The 17,512-nt window shown below is 67.4% G+C and carries 9 protein-coding genes; 7 read left to right on the forward strand and 2 right to left on the reverse strand.

Annotation, left to right across the window (positions count from 1 at the left end):
* Positions 1-143 precede the first annotated feature (143 nt).
* The 5 genes from smc to EDC62_RS05990 all read left to right on the forward strand — a co-directional run bounded on the left by smc (position 144) and on the right by EDC62_RS05990 (position 8,815).
* Positions 144-3,659 carry a chromosome segregation protein SMC gene (gene smc, locus EDC62_RS05970; RefSeq protein WP_124221559.1) on the forward strand — a complete coding sequence of 1,172 codons (3,516 nt, stop codon included), beginning with the start codon at positions 144-146 and terminating at the stop codon, positions 3,657-3,659.
* Positions 3,660-3,848: 189 nt separating this feature from the next.
* The gene (locus EDC62_RS05975; RefSeq protein ID WP_124221561.1) at positions 3,849-4,892 is read left to right on the forward strand and encodes a cell division protein ZipA C-terminal FtsZ-binding domain-containing protein; all 1,044 of its coding nucleotides are present in this window, start codon (positions 3,849-3,851) and stop codon (positions 4,890-4,892) included.
* Positions 4,889-6,964, forward strand: coding sequence for an NAD-dependent DNA ligase LigA (gene ligA, locus EDC62_RS05980; RefSeq protein ID WP_124221563.1), 2,076 nt, complete (start codon positions 4,889-4,891; stop codon positions 6,962-6,964). The genes EDC62_RS05975 and ligA overlap by 4 nt, the downstream gene beginning before the upstream one ends.
* Positions 6,951-7,490 carry a peptide deformylase gene (gene def, locus EDC62_RS05985; RefSeq protein WP_124221566.1) on the forward strand — a complete coding sequence of 180 codons (540 nt, stop codon included), beginning with the start codon at positions 6,951-6,953 and terminating at the stop codon, positions 7,488-7,490. Before ligA ends, def begins: the two co-directional genes overlap by 14 nt.
* Entirely contained in the window at positions 7,490-8,815 is a 1,326-nt protein-coding gene (locus tag EDC62_RS05990; protein WP_124221568.1) for an MFS transporter, read from the forward strand. Before def ends, EDC62_RS05990 begins: the two co-directional genes overlap by 1 nt.
* Before the next feature lie 35 nt (positions 8,816-8,850).
* Here the strand turns inward: EDC62_RS05990 and EDC62_RS05995 are convergent, their stop codons facing one another.
* Together EDC62_RS05995 and map are read right to left on the reverse strand one after the other, a co-directional pair.
* Positions 8,851-11,517, reverse strand: a complete 2,667-nt coding sequence (locus EDC62_RS05995; RefSeq protein WP_124221570.1) for a [protein-PII] uridylyltransferase — start codon at positions 11,515-11,517, stop codon at positions 8,851-8,853.
* Between the two features lie 26 nt (positions 11,518-11,543).
* On the reverse strand, positions 11,544-12,365 hold the full coding sequence (gene map, locus EDC62_RS06000; protein ID WP_124221573.1) for a type I methionyl aminopeptidase: 822 nt from the start codon (positions 12,363-12,365) through the stop codon (positions 11,544-11,546).
* A 158-nt stretch (positions 12,366-12,523) separates the two neighbouring features.
* On the opposite strand from map, the gene purL reads away from it, so the two are divergent.
* Both purL and EDC62_RS06010 read left to right on the forward strand, forming a co-directional pair.
* Positions 12,524-16,531 carry a phosphoribosylformylglycinamidine synthase gene (gene purL, locus EDC62_RS06005; protein WP_124221576.1) on the forward strand — a complete coding sequence of 1,336 codons (4,008 nt, stop codon included), beginning with the start codon at positions 12,524-12,526 and terminating at the stop codon, positions 16,529-16,531.
* A 15-nt stretch (positions 16,532-16,546) separates the two neighbouring features.
* Entirely contained in the window at positions 16,547-17,470 is a 924-nt protein-coding gene (locus EDC62_RS06010) for a DUF808 domain-containing protein (RefSeq protein ID WP_124221579.1), read from the forward strand.
* Positions 17,471-17,512: the final 42 nt, after the last annotated feature.

Here is a 17,512-nt window from a genome sequence, read left to right on the forward strand (position 1 = left end):
CCAGTGCCTCGCGCAGCGCATGCCATCCCGCAGCCGCTCGCGCGCCATGATGGCAGCTGATCCAGCGTTGCCACAGGGATCCACTGCTTTATCGTCCATCAGGGCCCGGTCTGCGTTGAGATCGGGCCGCCTTCCCGATACCCGTGCGACTCACGACCATCCGACTTTCAGGCTTCAAATCCTTCGCGGAGCCCACGCAGTTCGAGCTGCCGGGTCAGCTCGTGGGCGTCGTCGGCCCCAACGGTTGCGGAAAGTCCAACATCATCGACGCGGTGCGATGGGTGCTGGGCGAATCCCGGGCGTCCGAACTGCGGGGCGAGTCGATGCAGGACGTCATTTTCAACGGGTCGACCTCGCGCAAACCCGCTGGGCGTGCCAGCGTCGAACTCGTGTTCGACAACAGCGATCGGCGCGCGGGTGGCCAGTGGAATGCGTACAGCGAAATTTCCGTCAAGCGGGTACTGACCCGGGACGGAACCAGCAGCTATTTCATCAATGGCCAAAGCGTCCGCCGCCGGGACGTGCAGGATGTGTTTCTTGGCACCGGTCTCGGGCCCAGGGCCTACGCCATCATCGGTCAGGGGACCATCAACCGCATCCTCGAGTCCAAGCCTGAGGAGCTGCGCCTGTTCCTCGAAGAAGCGGCAGGCGTGTCGAAATACAAGGAACGACGCCGGGAAACCGAAAACCGGCTCGCCGACACCCGGGAGAACCTCACCCGGGTGCAGGACATTTTGCGCGAGCTCAACGCCAATCTCGAGCGGCTCGAGCGGCAAGCCGAGGTGGCGCAGCGCTATCACGCCCTACAGTCGGAGGTCACTAAGCGCCAGCAGCAGCTCTGGTACCTCAAGTGGCAGGAGAGCGCCGCCGAGCGGGCCCGGCTGGCCGCGGATGTGGGGCGTTTCACGCTCGAACTCGAAGGCCAGGTGAGCGAGTTGCGGCGGGTCGAGGCCGATCTGGAGCAGATCCGGCAGGCGCACTACGCCGCCGGCGACCAGGTGAATCAAGCGCAAGGGCGGCTGTATGAAGTGACGGCCGAGGTGGGGCGGCTCGAAGCCGAAATCCGCTTCGTCACGCAGTCGCGTCAGCGCGCGGCCGAGCGTCTGCAGCAGATCGAGGAGCAACGCCGACAATGGGCCCAGCGGGCCGAAGATGCGAGTGCCGAGCTCGAGGGCCTGGCCGAGCAATCCGCCATTGCCGAGGACCGAGCAGCGGTTTTGCAGGAGCAGGTCCAGGAGTCCGAACGGTCCCTGCCCGAACTCGAAGACGCGTGGCGTCAGGCACTGGGTCGAGTCGAGGAACAGCGGGCTGCGGTGGCTCTGATCCAGCAACAGATTCAGGTGCTTGCGGCCGAGCAACGCAGCCTGGGGGAGCAACTGCGCCAGTTGCAGTCGCGGCGCGAACGTCTCGAGAGCGAACGGCGCTCGATGGGCAACCCCGACCCCCAGGCCGTGCAGCAACTCGAACTGGAGGTCGCCCGCGCCCGCGCCTGCTCGACCGAGGCAGAGCAGCGCCTTGCTGCCCTGCAAGCGCAATTGCCTGAACTCGACGAGCAGCGCGCCCTCGCGCAGAAGAATGCCCAGCTCGAGGCCGAGCGCCAAACCGAATCCGCGGCGCGGCTGCAGGCCCTCAAGTCGCTCCAGGACAAGCTCAAGGTCGACGGTCAGCTTCAGCCTTGGCTCGAGAAGCAAGGGCTCCAGAGTTTGCCAGCGTTGTGGACGCGCCTCCATGTCGAGCCGGGTTGGGAGACTGCGGTCGAGTCGGCGCTGCGTGAGCGCATGGGTGCGCTCGAGGTGTCGGAGCTCGAGCGGGTTCGCGCCTTCGAGAACGATCCGCCACCGGTGCGGCTGGCTTTCTACAGCGCGCAGATGGGGGCCGAGGTCGAGTCCGCCGCTGGCGCGGGCAGGGCGCTCATCGACGCGCTGCGCCTGCCGGACGCGGCGCTGCGCTCGGTCATGCATCGCTGGCTGCGGGGCTGCTGGCGCGCCGACACGCTGCGCGAAGCGCTGGACTTGCGCGCGCAGCTGCCGCCCGGTGGCTGTGTGTACACGCGCGATGGGCACGGCGTCGATTCGGCGGGCGTGATTTTTTACGCGCCGGATCATGAGCAAGCGGGCCTGTTGGCCCGAGCGCATGAAATCGAGAACCTGGAGCGGGCGGTTCGGGCGCAGGGCTTGCTCGCCGAAGAGGCGCGCTCTGCCTACGGGCGGGCCGACGCTGCCTGGCGCGGCGCACAGCAGGAGCTCGATCGGGCCCGGCAGGACGCCCGAGCCGCGCGTGATGCGGCCCATGCTGCTGAGCTTCGGTGGATGCAGCTGACGCAGCAGCTCGAGCAGAGCCGCGCGAAGGCCCGCTCGCTCGAGGACGACCTCGCTGAGGTCGATGCCGCCATCGAAGAAATTCTCGAACGGCAAGCCGCAGCAGAAGCTCGCTTCGAGAGCCTCGACATGCAGCTCGGCGAGGCCCAGGAACGGCTGATCCTGCTGCAAGACCGGGGGGCCGAGGCCGAGCGTGCGCTTCAGGCAGCCCGCGAGCAGATGCGGGGGATCGAGCGGCAGGTTCAGGAGGCGGTCTTTGCCCAACGCAGCGTGGCCGCTCGCCAAGCCGAGCTCAGCCGGATCATCGAGACGGCGCAGATGCAGATCCAGGCGCTTGCCGACGAGGCCGCGCGTCTGGAGGCCGAGCGTGCACAGTTTCACGGGGAAGCGGCCGAGCGCTCGCTGCAGGAGGCGCTCGACCTCAAGCTCGAGCGGGAGGCGGCGCTGGCGGCCGCGCGCAGTGCCTATGACGACCTCACGCAGCGGCTGCGCGCGGCCGACGAGCGCAGGCTCAAGCTCGAGCATGCGCTCGAACCCCTGCGCACCCGCATCACGGAGCTGCAGCTCAAGGAACAGGCGGCGCAGCTCGGTGAGGCGCAGTATGAGCAATACCTCACGGAAGCCGGCGCCGATTTGGAAGCCCTGGCGCAGTCGATCCAAAACGAGTCGGTGCGTCTGGCCGGGCTGCAGGGCGAGATCGACCGGCTGGGGCGGGAAATCGCGGCTTTGGGCGCGGTCAACCTCGCGGCTCTGGACGAGTTGGGGGCGGCGCGCGAGCGCAAAGCCTTCCTCGACAGTCAATCGGCCGACCTGGGCGATGCGATGCAAACGCTCGAAGATGCGATCCGCAAAATCGACTCCGAAACCCGCGCGTTGTTGGCACAGACATTCGAAGCCGTGAACGAACATTTTGGCCGCATGTTCCCCGAGCTGTTTGGCGGCGGGCAGGCCCGTTTGGTGATGACGGGCGAGGAAATCCTCGACGCGGGCGTGCAGGTGATGGCGCAGCCACCGGGCAAGAAGAATCAGACCATCCACCTGCTGTCGGGCGGGGAAAAGGCGCTGACCGCCATCGCGCTCGTGTTTGCGATCTTCCAGCTCAATCCGGCGCCTTTCTGTCTGCTGGACGAGGTGGATGCGCCGCTGGATGACGCCAACACGGAGCGCTATGCAAAGCTGGTGCGCCGCATGAGCCGGGACACCCAGTTCCTGTTCATCAGCCACAACAAGATCGCGATGGAAATGGCCGAGCAGCTGATCGGGGTGACCATGCAGGAGCAGGGGGTTTCGCGCATCGTGGCGGTCGATATGTCGGAGGCAGCGACTTTGGCCGCTGCCTGAGAGGCTGAGAGAGAATGGGTCATGCCCGCTTTGACGCCCCAAAACACGCCAGAGGGCGTTGCAAATGCGCGCCGTAGCCCGAGCTACGGCTGTGCTTTGCGCCTACTCGGGCGCGTTTTGGGGTGCCCCTTCGGGCACGCCCAATTCCCTCTCAGCCTCTGAGCCCATCTTGGAAAGAATGGAAGAGTCATGAGTTCGCTTCAGCTGGGGTTGGCCATCGCCGGGGCGCTGGTCCTCGCGGGGATCGTGGCGCACGGCGCTTGGCAGGCACGGCGGCGCACGCCGCGCCAGCCCATGATGGATCAGCCGCCCGCCGCGCCCGAGGACGGGGCGGTGCCGGATTCCCGGGTCGAGCCCACGCTCGACGATTTGAGCGCGGTCGCGCCGACGCCCACAGGCGAGAGCGTGCGCCGCGTCCAGCTCGACCCTTTGATCGACTCGATCGCGACCATCGAGCTCGATGCGCCGGTCAGCGGCGCGGCGGCCATCGCGGCCTTGCCCAGCACGCGGCGGGCTGGGAGCAAGCCGTTCGCGATCGAGGGGCTCGATGTCGAGGCGGGTCTCTGGGAACCCCCCCGACCCGAGCGCCGATACAGCGCGTTTCAGGCGGGGGTGCAGTTGGCCAACCGGGCGGGGGCACTCAACGAAATCGAGTTCTCGGAATTTGCGGCCAAGGCGCAACAGTTCGCCGATGCCGTGGGCGGTGCCCTGAGCTTGCCCGAAATGCTCGAGGAGGTCGGTCGCGCCCGGGAACTGGATCGCTTTGCGAGTGCGCACGACGCTCAGCTCGGGTTTACGCTGCGCGCGCGCAGCGCGGCTTGGAGTCCGGGCTTCATTCAGCAGCATGCTGCGCGTTTTGGCTTCGTCGCCGGAGCCGTTCCTGGCCGCCTGGTCCTGCCTGCGCCCCAGCCTGGGCTACCGCCCACCTTGACGCTGGCCTTTGATCCGCAGGCAGCCTTGTCGGATGACCCCCATCTGAGTGCGGTGCGCCAGGTGGTTCTGAGTCTCGACGTACCACAGGTGGATCGCGCGCTGCAACCCTATGCCCGGATGCGGGAGATCGCGGTGGCCTTGACCGAGGTCTTCGACGCGGTGCTCACCGACGACAACGGCGACCCGATTCCGCAGCAGGCGCTCGATGCGATCGCACAAGATCTCGAGCAGTTGTACGACGCGCTCGAGGCGCGCGACCTCGGTGCCGGCTCCCCTCAGGCTCGGCGGCTGTTCACATGATGCAGGCATCGACCTTGGCCGAGGCGGCCGCGCGCGCGCAGGAACTGCGCGCGCAGATCAACGATCACAACTGGCGCTACTACACGCTGGACGACCCGGTCATTTCGGACGCGGAGTACGACCGGCTGTTTCAAGAGCTCGAGGCGATCGAGGCGAAATATCCCGAGCTGCGCACGCCCGATTCGCCGACCCAGCGGGTTGGCGGGCCGATTGCGAGCGGTTTTGCGCCGGTTCGGCACCGGGTGCCGATGCTGAGTATTCGGACCGAAACCGACGCCACGGCGGCGGGCGCGCGCGCCTTTGATGCCCGGGTGCGCAAAGAACTCGGCCTTGGCCCTGACGATCCGCCGCTCGACTATGTGGGCGAGCCGAAGTTCGACGGACTGGCGGTCAGCTTGCGGTACGAGCGCGGCATCCTCGTTCTTGGGGCGACGCGCGGTGATGGCGAAACCGGCGAAGACGTCACGGCCAACGTGCGCACCATACGCCAGATTCCGCTGCGGCTCCAAGGCGTGACCGCGCCGGTGTGTGAGGTCCGCGGTGAGGTCTATATGCGCCGCGACGCATTCGAGGAACTCAACCGGCGACAGCGCGAGCGCGGCGAGAAGGTCTTCATGAATCCGCGCAATGCGGCAGCCGGGTCCTTGCGTCAGCTCGACCCCAAGGTTACGGCGCAGCGGCCTTTGAGTTTTTTTGCCTACGCCTTGGGGGAGCTCAGTTCGCCCGAGGAAGGCGGGCCCGAGATCCGCAGTCAGTGGGAATTGCTGCAAGCGCTCAAGGCCTGGGGCTTCCCGGTCAGCGAGCATGTGCGGCCCTGTCGCGGAGCCGAGGCGCTGATTGCCTATCACGATGAGATGGCTCGCCTGCGCCCGGACCTGCCCTACGACATCGACGGCGTGGTCTATAAAGTCGATTCGTTCGCGTTGCAGCAACAGCTCGGCTTCGTCGCCCGCGAGCCGCGCTGGGCCGTTGCGCACAAGTACCCGCCGCAAGAAGAGCTCACGACCGTGTTGGCCATCGAGGTGCAGGTGGGACGCACCGGCAAGCTCACGCCGGTGGCCAGACTGGAGCCCGTCTTTGTGGGCGGGGTGACCGTCACGAACGCCACCCTGCACAACGAGGATGAGGTGCGGCGCAAGGATGTACGCGTCGGGGATACGGTGGTGGTGCGCCGGGCGGGCGATGTGATTCCCGAGGTGGTTGCGGTCGTATTCGAGCGTCGCAAAGGCAACCCGCCGCCGTTTTCGATGCCCAAGCAATGCCCCGTTTGCGGCAGCGACGTCGTGCGCGAAGAAGGCGAGGCTGATTACCGATGCACCGGGGGGCTGTTCTGCCCGGCGCAGCGCAAGCAGGCGATTTTGCATTTCGCGCAGCGGCGGGCGCTTGACATCGAGGGTTTGGGCGAAAAAATCGTCGACCAACTCGTCGAACAGGGCTTGGTGCGTACCGTTGCCGATCTCTATCGCCTCGACCTGCCGACTTTGGCGGCCCTGGAGCGCATGGGTGAGAAGTCCGCGCGCAATCTGCTCGAGGCCATTGCTCGGTCCAAGGCGACGACTTTGCCCCGCTTCATCTTTGGCCTGGGCATTCGCCATGTGGGGGAGGCTACCGCCAAGGCGCTGGCGCGGCATTTCGGGTCGCTCGATGTCTTGATGCATGCGACCGAGGCCGAATTGGCCGCGGTTCCGGATGTCGGCCCGGTGGTGGCGCGCAGCATCCGCCTCTTTTTCGACCAGCCGCACAACCAGGAGGTCATCGCGGATTTGCGCGCGCTCGGCGTGCATTGGCCCGAAGGGCCTGCTGCGCCGAGTGCGCAGAAGTTGCCCTTGGCCGGCAAGACGGTCGTCCTCACGGGCACCCTGCCGACGCTGACGCGCGAGGATGCGAAAGAGCGCCTGGAGGCGGCCGGTGCCAAGGTCAGCTCCTCGGTGAGCCGCAAAACCGACTATGTGATTGCGGGTGCAGAGGCGGGCAGTAAGCTCGAAAAGGCGCGCGAATTGGGCGTGCCGGTGCTGGACGAGGCGGGCTTCTTCGCCTTGCTGGAAGGACGTGATCCCCATGCCGGTGCGTGAGATTTTGAAAATGGGCGACCCGCGGCTGCTACGGGTCGCGCAGCGCGTCGAAGCCTTCGATACGCCGGAGCTGCATGCGTTGATCCGCGACCTGCACGACACCATGGTGGCCGCGCATGGAGCCGGCTTGGCCGCGCCGCAGATCGGGGTCGACCAACGGGTGGTGATCTTTGGTTCGGACGCGCCGAATCCGCGCTACCCGGACGCTCCCGTGGTTCCCAAGACCATCTTGTGTAACCCCACCACCGAGCCCTTGGGACCCGAGGAGGAAGAGGGTTGGGAAGGCTGCCTCTCCGTCCCCGGCTTGCGCGGCGTGGTGCCGCGCTGGCGGCGCATCCGCTACCGCGGATACGACCCGCTGGGCCGCGTCATCGAGCGGGTTGCCGAGGGCTTTCACGCCCGCGTCGTTCAGCATGAATGCGACCACCTCGACGGGGTGCTCTACCCGATGCGGGTGCGTGATTTCAGGCGCTTTGGCTACACCGAAGTGCTGTTTCCCAATCTCGATCCCGGTGAGGATGACTGATGTCGCCCTTGGTCGGGTCCGCCGTGAGAGAGCGCTGGCCGTGGCGCTTGTTGCCCACGGGTGACCTCTTGCGCGATGCCGTTTACCGGCGGCTGTGGTTGTCGGTTTTGATCAGCTCGTTTGGCGCGCAGGTGACGATGCTCGCCATTCCGCTGACCGCGGCGGTGCTGCTGCATGCCACGCCGACGCAGATGGGGTGGCTCACCACGGTCGAGTTGCTGCCGTTCGTGTTGTTTTCTTTGCCGGTGGGCGTTTGGCTCGATCGGGTCCGCAAGCTGCCGCTCTACATCGCTGGCGAGGCATTGCTCGCGCTGGCGGTGGGGTCGGTGCCCCTGGCTTGGGCCATGGGCGCCTTGAGCATGGGTTGGCTGTATGCCGTTGGCTTCGTCGGCGGCATGGTGCACACGGTCGCGGGCTCGGCAGCGCAAATCGTGCTCACGCAGGTGGTGCCTCGCGAGCGGCTGGTCGAGGCCCATGCGCGCAATTCCTTGGCCAGTTCGAGCGCAGAGGTGGCCGGGCCTGGCGTTGCAGGCGTCCTGATCCGGCTGCTTGGGGCCCCGCTGGCCTTGTTGGCCGATGCGGCGATGCTGCTGCTCTCGGCGCTCGTCTTGCGCTCGACCCCGGTGCAGGAGACGCCCGCGGCCTGCAAGCCGGGCGGGTTCTGGCAGGACTTGCGCGAAGGCTTGCGCTTCGTCGCCCGCGAACCGCTGCTGCGCAGCCTCGCCTTGGCCGTTGGGCTGTGGCAGATTGCCCACCAGTCGGCCATGGTGGTCCAGATTCTGATCGCGACGCGACAGCTCGGCATGAGCGAGAGTGCGGTCGGCACGAGCTACGTGGCGCTGGGTGTCGGCACTGTGACCGCGAGTCTGTTGGGCGACCGTTTGAGCCGCCGTTTCGGGCCCGGTCCGTCGCTGCTCGGGGGCTTTGCGCTGACGGGCATGGGCTGGGGCTTGCTCGCGCTCGCGCCCGTCGGGCCGTGGGGCGTCGCCGCGTTTGCGCTCAACCTGGCCTTGTTCGGCCTCGGGGCGGTGCTGATCTTCATTAACTTCATTGGGATGCGGCAAGCGGTGACGCCCGAGCCTTTGTTGGGGCGCATGACGAGCACGATGCGCTGGCTCATCCTGCTGCCTGCCGGGCCCGGGGCTTTGCTCGGCGGGTGGATCGGCGAGCATGTCGGGCTGCGGGCGTCGTTGGCCTTTGCCGGCGCGGCAGCCCTGGCCTTGTCGGTCGGTGCCGCGGTTTTCGGTGGGTTGCTGCAGATTCGGCGGCTGCCCAAGCCCGCGGCGCATGTGCCGTTCGAGGTGCTCGACGACGCGACGACCTGAGCCCGTGGCAGGGCTGAACCCATCGCGCGGGACGCTCACTGCGGCGCGATGGCTTGCAGCAATTCGGTTTCGATTTCGAGTTGGCGGCGGGCGTGTTGCAGCTCGTCCCCCTCGACCACGAAGGTGTCTTCGACACGCTCACCCAGGGTGCTGATTTTTGCGAGTTGGATGCTTACCCGGTGCTGGGCGAGGACGCGCGCGATCGCATAGAGCAGGCCGGGCCGGTCGCTGGTGGAGACGAAGAGCAACCAGCGTTGCCCTTTCTCATCCGGGCGCAGGTCGATGCGTGGTGTGACCGGGAAGCTGCGCACGCGGCGCGAGGGGCGGCCGCGGCGCGGCGGAGGAAGGGGTCCGTCGGTACCGATCGCATCGCTGAGGCCTTTTTCGATCATCGTGATCCACTCGCGATAGTGTTCCGGCTGCAGGTCGGTGACGACCTGGAAGGTGTCGAGCGCGTAGCCGTCGCTGGTGGTGTGGACTTTGGCGTCGAGCACGTTGAAGTTGGCGCGATCGAAATAGGCGCAGAGGCGCGCGAACAGGTCGGCTTGATCGCGGCAATAGACGAGCACCTGCAGACCTTCACCCAGTGGTGAATGACGGGCGCGCACCAGCGGCGGCAAGGGGGCATCGGGCTGCTTTTGTGCGTGCAGGGCCCGGTGGCGGCTGATCTGGCGCGCATGCCAAGCGAGTTCATTGGCGTCATGCCGCATGAAGTAGCCGAGGTCGAGCGTGTCCCACAAGGCTTGATGGGCCGAGTGCGGTTGGGCGTGCAGGGCCAGCAGCACCTGGGCCTCGCGTTTGCGTTCGGCGACGGCGGCTGCCGCATCGGTGCGTGCGCCGCCGAGCGCACGTAGGCTGGCGCGGTAGAGGTCTTCGAGCAGCTTGCCCTTCCAGGCGTTCCAGACCTTGGGGCTGGTGCCGCGGATGTCGGCAACCGTCAGCAGATAGAGGCCGGTCAGTCGCCGCTCGGTTCCCACGCGGCGCACAAAGGCTTCGATGACGGCCGGGTCGCCGAGGTCCTGCTTCTGGGCGACGTGGCTCATCAGCAGATGCTCGCGCACGAGAAATTCCGCCAGATCGGCCGCCTCGCCTTCGATTTGGTGCGCGCGGCAAAACCGGCGGACCTCACGCGCGCCGATCTCGGAGTGGTCCCCGCCGCGGCCTTTGCCGATGTCGTGAAACAGCGCGGCCAGATAGAGGATCCAGGGCTGTTCCCAACTGGCTGCGAGCTGCGAGCAATGGGGGTACTCGTGCGCATGCTCCGCGATGAAGAAACGGCGGACGTTGCGCAAAACCATGAGGATATGCTGGTCGACCGTGTACACATGGAACAGGTCGTGCTGCATTTGACCCACGGTGCGACGAAAGGCCCATAGGTAGCGCCCGAGCACCGAGGTCTGGTTCATCAGGCGCATCGCGTGGGTGATGCCCTGCGGCTGCTGCAGGATTTGGCGGAAGGTTGCGCGGTTGGCCGGATCTCGACGGAATCGCGCGTCCATCAGCCGCCGCGCGTTGTAGAGCGCGCGCAGGGTGCGCGCGGAGAGCCCTTTCACACCGACCGTGGTTTGGTAGATGAGGAAGGTTTCCAGGATGGCGTGGGGCTGGCGTCGATAGAGATCGTCGTCGGCGACTTCGATCATCCCAGCCTTGTCCCAAAAGCGGTCGTTGATCCGGCGCAAAGCCTGCGGGGTGCCAGCCGCGGCGGTGCTCAGCCGCTCCTCGATGTTGAGTATGAGGATTTGGTTGAGCTGGGTGACGGCTTTCGCGGCCCAGTAGTACCGGCGCATCAGCGCCTCGCTGGCGCGCTGCTGCAGGCGGCCGTTCTTGGCATACCGATCGACCTCGCCGAAGGACTCGGCAAGCGCGGTTTGCAGGTCGAAAATGAGCCGGTCTTCCCGGCGACGCGCGGCCAGGTGGAGCCGCACGCGGATCAAGGCGAGCAGCGCCTCGTTGCGTTTGAGCTGACGAACCTCGAGGGCGGTGGCGAGCCCTCGGCGTTCCAGGTCGCTCCAGCTCTGTCCGAGCCCCGCCGCCTTCGCCACCCAGAGGATCACTTGCAGGTCACGCAGCCCGCCCGGTGATTCTTTGCAGTTGGGCTCGAGCGCGTAGGGGGTGTTCTCAAACTTCTGGTGCCGCTGACGCATCTCGAGCGTCTTGGCGACGAAAAACGCCTGGGGGTCGAGCGCGGAGGCAAAGCGCGTCTGGAAGCGGGCGTACAGTGCGCGGTCACCCAAGATGAGCCGCGCTTCGAGCATCGCGGTTTGGATGGTGATGTCCCGCGCCGCCTCACTCACGCATTCGTCGATGCTGCGGACCGAGGCGCCAATTTCCAGGCCGCTGTCCCAGCACAGGCCGATGAAGCGCTCGATCGCTGTTTTGAGGACGGCCTCGGCCTGGGGATCGGGCGCGTCGGCCTCTGGCAGCAGGATCAGGACGTCGACGTCCGATTGGGGGTAGAGCTCCCCGCGGCCATAGCCGCCGACGGCCGCGAGCGCGGCACCGGTCGGGATGCCGGCGTCGGTCCAGAGGGCGCGCAGCAGATCGTCGACGAGAGCCGCCGCGCGACGCAGCGTTTGCCGCAAGCCCCGGGTCGAACGGCCGCGCTCATGCGGGGCGAAGAGGGCCGCCTTGTCGCGCAGGAAGCGCTCGCGCCGGCTCAAGGGGGCTGCTTCCAGACTGGCGGGGCAGGGCTCGCTCGACATGGGCCGTCGCTTGAGCGTTCAGCCTCTTACGCAGTCGAGGCGGCGAAGCCCCGCACGAACGCGGGTGGCGGTGGCGCGCCCTCGGACTGCGTGAGCACCTCGTAACCCGTGGGCGTGACCAAAATCGTGTGCTCCCATTGCGCCGACAGCGACCGGTCCTTGGTGACGATGGTCCAGCCATCGCCCAGTTCCTTGATGTCGCGCCGGCCGGCGTTGAGCATGGGCTCGATGGTGAAGATCATGCCGGCCTCGAGCCGCTCGAGCGTGCCGGGCCGGCCGTAATGCAGCACCTGCGGCTCGTCATGGAATTTGCGGCCGATGCCGTGGCCGCAGAACTCGCGCACGACGCTCAGGCCGTGGCGCTCGGCGAAGCTCTGGATGGCGTGACCGATGTCGCCCAAATGCGCCCCGGGCCGCACCTGCTCGATGCCCAGCCACAGGGCTTCATAGGTCAGCGCGCAGAGGCGTTTGGCCGCGATCGATGCGTCGCCGACGATGAACATGCGGCTCGAATCGCCGTGCCAGCCGTCCTTGATGAGGGTGACGTCGATGTTGACGATGTCGCCTTTTTTGAGCGGCTTGTCATTGGGAATGCCGTGGCAGACCTGGTGGTTGATGGAGGTGCAGATCGACTTGGGGTAGGGCGCGTGGCCCGGCGGCTGGTAGTTCAGCGGCGCGGAGATCGCTCCGAGCACCTCCGTGGTGTAGGTTTCGGCCAGGCGGTCGAGCTCGTTGGTGGTGATGCCCGGCTGGACGAAAGGGGTGAGGTAGTCGAGCAAACGGCCGGTGAGTTGCCCGACCACGCGCATGCCCTGGATTTCTTCCTCGGTGTGTAGGTGAATGCTCATGGCCCAATTATCCCATTCACCCCCTTGGGCCGGCTTGGGCATCGTTCAGGCCCCTTTAAAATCAGGCGCTTTTCGGGCCTGTAACCGCGTCGCTAGGCGCAAGCGCCCGAAGTCCACTCCGCCACCCCCTTTTCCCCGCTCCAACCCGGGCCCCGCGCGTGACAGCTCCCAATCTGACCCTATTCGATGGCGCGAATGCGCTCAGTCCGTTCCGTATCCGTCAACTGTTGCCGCGGCTGCAGGCCATCGACCCGCGGGTGCAGGGCTTGGCGGCCCGCTTCGTGCATGTGGTCGCGACCGATGCCCCGCCCGATGCGACGCTGCAGGATCGGCTGGCCGCCTTGCTGCGGTACGGGGAAACGTTCGAGGGCCAGACGGCCGGCGATGCGCTGCGGCTCATCGTGGCGCCGCGCGTCGGAACGATTTCACCCTGGGCCTCCAAGGCAACCGACATTGCCCGCAACTGTGGGCTGGCCGTGCACCGCATCGAGCGCGTGACGGAGTTCCATCTGACGCTCAAGTCGCCGCTGCTGGGCCGGGCGAGCGTCGATGCGGGCACGCGCGAGCGGCTGGCGGCCGTGCTGCATGACCGCATGACCGAATCGGTCTTGCCCGACCGGGAGGCCGTCCGCGCCCTCTTTGCCGAGCTGCCGCCAGCACCGCTCGAGCATGTCGATGTGCTCGGCGGTGGCCGCGAGGCCTTGGTTCGGGCCAACCAAGCCTGGGGCCTGGCGCTGGCCGACGACGAGATCGACTACCTGGTCGATGCGTTCACGCGGCTGGGTCGCAACCCGACGGATGTCGAACTGATGATGTTCGCGCAGGCCAACAGCGAACATTGCCGGCACAAGATTTTCAACGCCCAGTTCATCATCGACGGCACGCCGCAGGAACAGAGCCTATTCGCGATGATCCGCCACACGCACCGCATGGCGCCGCAGCACACGGTCGTGGCGTACTCCGACAACGCTTCGGTCATCGAAGGCCGTCCGACCGAGGTTTTTGTGGCAAAAACCCAAGAATCCCGGCGTGATTCGGTCGTTCCTTGCTATCAAAAAGAGACTCTGCTGCAGCATGTGCTGATGAAGGTGGAGACCCACAACCACCCCACGGCGATCTCGCCTTTTCCTGGTGCGGCCACCGGCGCGGGTGGGGAAATCCGCGACGAGGGCGCCACCGGTCGCGGTTCCGAGCCCAAAGCGGGTTTGACGGGCTTCACCGTGGGCAAGCTCTGGGGTGGGCTTGCCGATGCGCCGGGGGGCAAGCCCGCGCACATCGCCAGCCCCTTGCAGATCATGATCGAAGGGCCGCTCGGCGGGGCGGCATTCAACAACGAGTTTGGTCGGCCCAATCTCGCGGGCTACTTCCGCGAATACGAGCAGCAGGTGGCCGGTGTGCAGCGCGGCTACCACAAACCCATCATGATTGCGGGCGGCCTGGGCCAGATCGACGCGCGGCTCACCCACAAGGTGGCGTTCCCGGCCGGCACGCTGCTGGTGCAACTGGGTGGGCCGGGCATGCGCATCGGCATGGGCGGCGGGGCGGCGAGTTCGATGGCCACCGGCGCGAACGCCGCCGAACTGGACTTCGACTCGGTGCAGCGCGGCAACCCCGAGATCGAGCGCCGCGCGCAGGAAGTCATCAACGCCTGTTGGGCCCAGGGTGAGGCCAATCCGATTCTGGCCATTCACGACGTGGGTGCGGGTGGGCTCTCCAACGCTTTCCCCGAACTGACGAACGATGCCGGTCGCGGTGCGCGCTTCGACCTACGCGCCATCCCGCTCGAAGAGTCGGGGCTGTCGCCGCGCGAGATTTGGTGCAACGAAAGCCAGGAGCGCTATGTGCTGGCCATCGCCCCCGAGTCGCTCGACGCTTTTGCGGCCATCTGTGCGCGGGAGCGTTGCCCGTTTGCCGTCGTCGGCCGTGCCACCGAGGCGCGCACGCTCGTCGTCGAAGACGGCGCGACGGCGGTGGTCGACATGCCGATGGATGTGTTGCTCGGCAAACCCCCGCGCATGACGCGCGACGTGCAGCGCGTGTCGCGCGAGGCCGGCGTGCTCGACCTCACCGGCGTCACGCTGTCGCAGGCCGTGCACGAGGTGCTCGGGCACCCGACGGTGGCGTCCAAGCGCTTTCTCATCACCATCGGCGACCGCACCGTGGGTGGACTCACGCACCGCGACCAGATGGTCGGCCCTTGGCAAGTGCCGGTGGCCGACTGCGCGGTGACGCTGGCCGATTACGCGGGCTTTGCGGGCGAGGCGATGAGCATGGGCGAGCGCACGCCGCTGGCCGCGACCGATGCGCCGGCTTCTGGCCGCATGGCTGTGGCCGAGGCCATCACCAACCTGCTGGCTGCGCCGATCGAGCTCAATCGCGTCAAGCTCTCGGCCAACTGGATGGCCGCGTGCGGTGAGCCCGGCGAGGACGCGGCGCTCTACGACACGGTCAAGGCGGTCGGCCTCGAGCTGTGCCCGGCGCTCGGGGTGTCGATCCCGGTCGGCAAAGACAGTTTGTCGATGCGCACGCAATGGACGCACGAGGGCGAGGCCCGCAAGGTCGTCTCGCCGGTGAGCCTGATCGTGAGCGCGTTTGCCACGCTCGACGACGTACGCGGCACGCTCACCCCGCAGCTCGACGCAGCGTGCGAGGACAGCACGCTCATCCTGGTCGACCTGGGCCGTGGCCGCATGCGCATGGGTGGGAGCATCCTCGCCCAGGTGCTGGACCAGGCCGGCGGCCCCGTGCCCGACCTCGACGAAGCGGCCGATCTGCGGCGGCTGGTCGACGCGGTCAACGAATTGCGCGCCCGTGGCGCCATTCTGGCCTACCACGACCGCAGCGACGGGGGGCTGTTCGCCGCCGTGGCCGAAATGGCCTTCGCCGGCCATGTGGGCGTGGCGCTCAACGTGGACCTGCTCGTCACCGAGGGCGACGGGATCAGCGACAGCCGCGCCGATGTGGGTGACGCCAAGAATTGGGCGGCCCAAGTCAGCGCGCGGCGGGAAGAGCAAACCCTCAAGGCCCTCTTCAACGAGGAGCTCGGGGTGGTGTTGCAGGTGCGCACCGCGCAGCGGGACGCCGTGTTGCAGACGCTGCGCGCGCACGGCCTGGGTGCCTGCAGCCACCCCATCGGCAAGACCCGGCCCGAAGCCTCGCCGATCGCGGTCGGCAAGAGTGCGCTGTCGGTGTGGCGCGACGCGCGCGAAATTTTCAGCGCGCCGCTGGCCGAGCTGCATCAACGCTGGGACGAGGTGAGTTGGAAGATCTGCCGCGAGCGCGACAACCCCGAGTGTGCCGACGCCGAACACGCGGCGGCCGGCCGTGCGGACGATCCCGGCCTGCACGTCGCTCTGAGCTTCGACCCATCGGACGACGTGGCCGCGCCCTACCTGAACCTCGCGCGGCCGCGCGTGGCCATCCTGCGCGAGCAGGGGGTGAACTCGCATGTGGAGATGGCCTATGCCTTCACCGAGGCCGGTTTCGATGCCGACGACGTGCACATGACCGACCTGCTGGCTGGGCGCGCGCGGCTTGCCGACTACCAGGGCATCGTCGCCTGCGGTGGGTTTTCCTACGGCGACACGCTGGGCGCGGGCATCGGCTGGGCGCGCTCGATCACCTTCAACCGCGGGCTGTCGGAGCAATTTCAGCAGTTTTTCGCCCGACCGGATACCTTTGGGCTCGGCGTGTGCAACGGCTGCCAGATGTTCGCCGAACTCGCCGACATCATCCCAGGCGCCGAACACTGGCCGCGCTTCACGACCAACCAAAGTGAACGCTTCGAAGCCCGCTTTTCCCTCGTCGAAGTGCTCGACTCGCCCAGCCTGTTCTTCGCCGGCATGGCCGGCAGCCGCCTGCCGATCGCGGTCGCGCACGGCGAGGGCTACGCCAACTTCCGCCACCGCGGTGACGCGGGCCGCGTGATCGGCGCGATGCGCTTCGTCGACCCCCACGGCCAGCCCACCGAGGTGTATCCGTACAACCCCAACGGCAGCCCCGGCGGTCTCACCGCCGTCACCACGGCCGATGGTCGCTTCACGGCCATGATGCCGCACCCGGAGCGGGTGTTCCGCAACATCCAGATGAGCTGGACCCCGCTCGACCCCGCCGCGGCCAGCCCCTGGATGCGTATCTGGCGCAACGCCCGGCGCTGGGTCGGGTAAGCGATCGAGTCAACCGTGGCCGCTGCCAGCCTGCTCGCGCTTCTCGACGACATCGCGACGCTGCTCGACGATGTCTCGGTCATGACCAAGACGGCGGCGGCCAAGACCTCGGGCGTGCTTGGCGACGACCTGGCGCTCAATGCGCAGCAGGTGCACGGCGTCGACCCGGATCGCGAACTTCCCGTCGTCTGGGCGGTCGCCAAGGGCTCCTTGAAGAACAAGGCCATCCTGGTCCCGGCTGCGCTTGCCATCAGCGCCTTCGCGCCTTGGGCGGTGACACCGCTGCTCATGCTGGGCGGCACGTATTTGTGCTTCGAGGGCGCGGAGAAACTGCTCTCTCGCTGGTTGCCGCATGGGGCATCCAGCGAGGTGCCTGCCGCTCGCCCGGCGCCCGCCTCCATAGACCCCACGCAACTCGAGGCGGACAAAATCGCCGGTGCCGTGCGCACCGACTTCGTGTTGTCGGCCGAAATCATCGTCATTGCGCTCGGCACGGTGGCCGAGGCGCCGCTCGGGCAACGCGTCGCGGTGCTCGTGGGCATCGCCGTGCTGATGACCGTTGGGGTCTACGGCCTGGTGGCAGCGATCGTCAAGGCCGACGACTTCGGTCTTTGGCTCAGCGTCCGGCCCCGGGCGCTGTCGCGTGCGATCGGCCGGGGCATCTTGCGGGCTGCGCCTCGATTCATGCGCGCGCTTTCGGTGCTGGGCACGGCGGCGATGTTCACGGTAGGTGGTGGCATCCTCGCTCACGGCTTGCCGCCGCTGCATCACGCGATCGAAGCCGTCGCCGAACAGAGCCACAACTGGCCGCCGGCGGGGGCTTGGCCCGCCGTGCTGACGCTCCTGCTGGGCGCGGGCGTCGGTTTGGCGCTGGGCGCTCTGGTGGCTGGGGCTTGGGGTGTGGTGCAGCGTCTACGAGGGACCGGCCCCACGGGCTGAGAGGCTGAGGCCTGCAGGGGGCTGCGGGTCGGGGACGGCAGA

This window comes from Tibeticola sediminis (assembly GCF_003843835.1).
GTDB lineage: Bacteria > Pseudomonadota > Gammaproteobacteria > Burkholderiales > Burkholderiaceae_C > Tibeticola > Tibeticola sediminis.

What these genes read in the sequence shown, in the direction of transcription:
- EDC62_RS05975 (WP_124221561.1), top strand. Translation starts at nt 3,849, where the DNA reads ATGAGTTCGCTTCAGCTGGGGTTGGCCATCGCCGGGGCGCTGGTCCTC.
- ligA (WP_124221563.1), top strand. Translation starts at nt 4,889, where the DNA reads ATGATGCAGGCATCGACCTTGGCCGAGGCGGCCGCGCGCGCGCAGGAA.
- def (WP_124221566.1), top strand. Translation starts at nt 6,951, where the DNA reads ATGCCGGTGCGTGAGATTTTGAAAATGGGCGACCCGCGGCTGCTACGG.
- EDC62_RS05990 (WP_124221568.1), top strand. Translation starts at nt 7,490, where the DNA reads ATGTCGCCCTTGGTCGGGTCCGCCGTGAGAGAGCGCTGGCCGTGGCGC.
- EDC62_RS05995 (WP_124221570.1), bottom strand. Translation starts at nt 11,517, where the DNA reads ATGTCGAGCGAGCCCTGCCCCGCCAGTCTGGAAGCAGCCCCCTTGAGC.
- map (WP_124221573.1), bottom strand. Translation starts at nt 12,365, where the DNA reads ATGAGCATTCACCTACACACCGAGGAAGAAATCCAGGGCATGCGCGTG.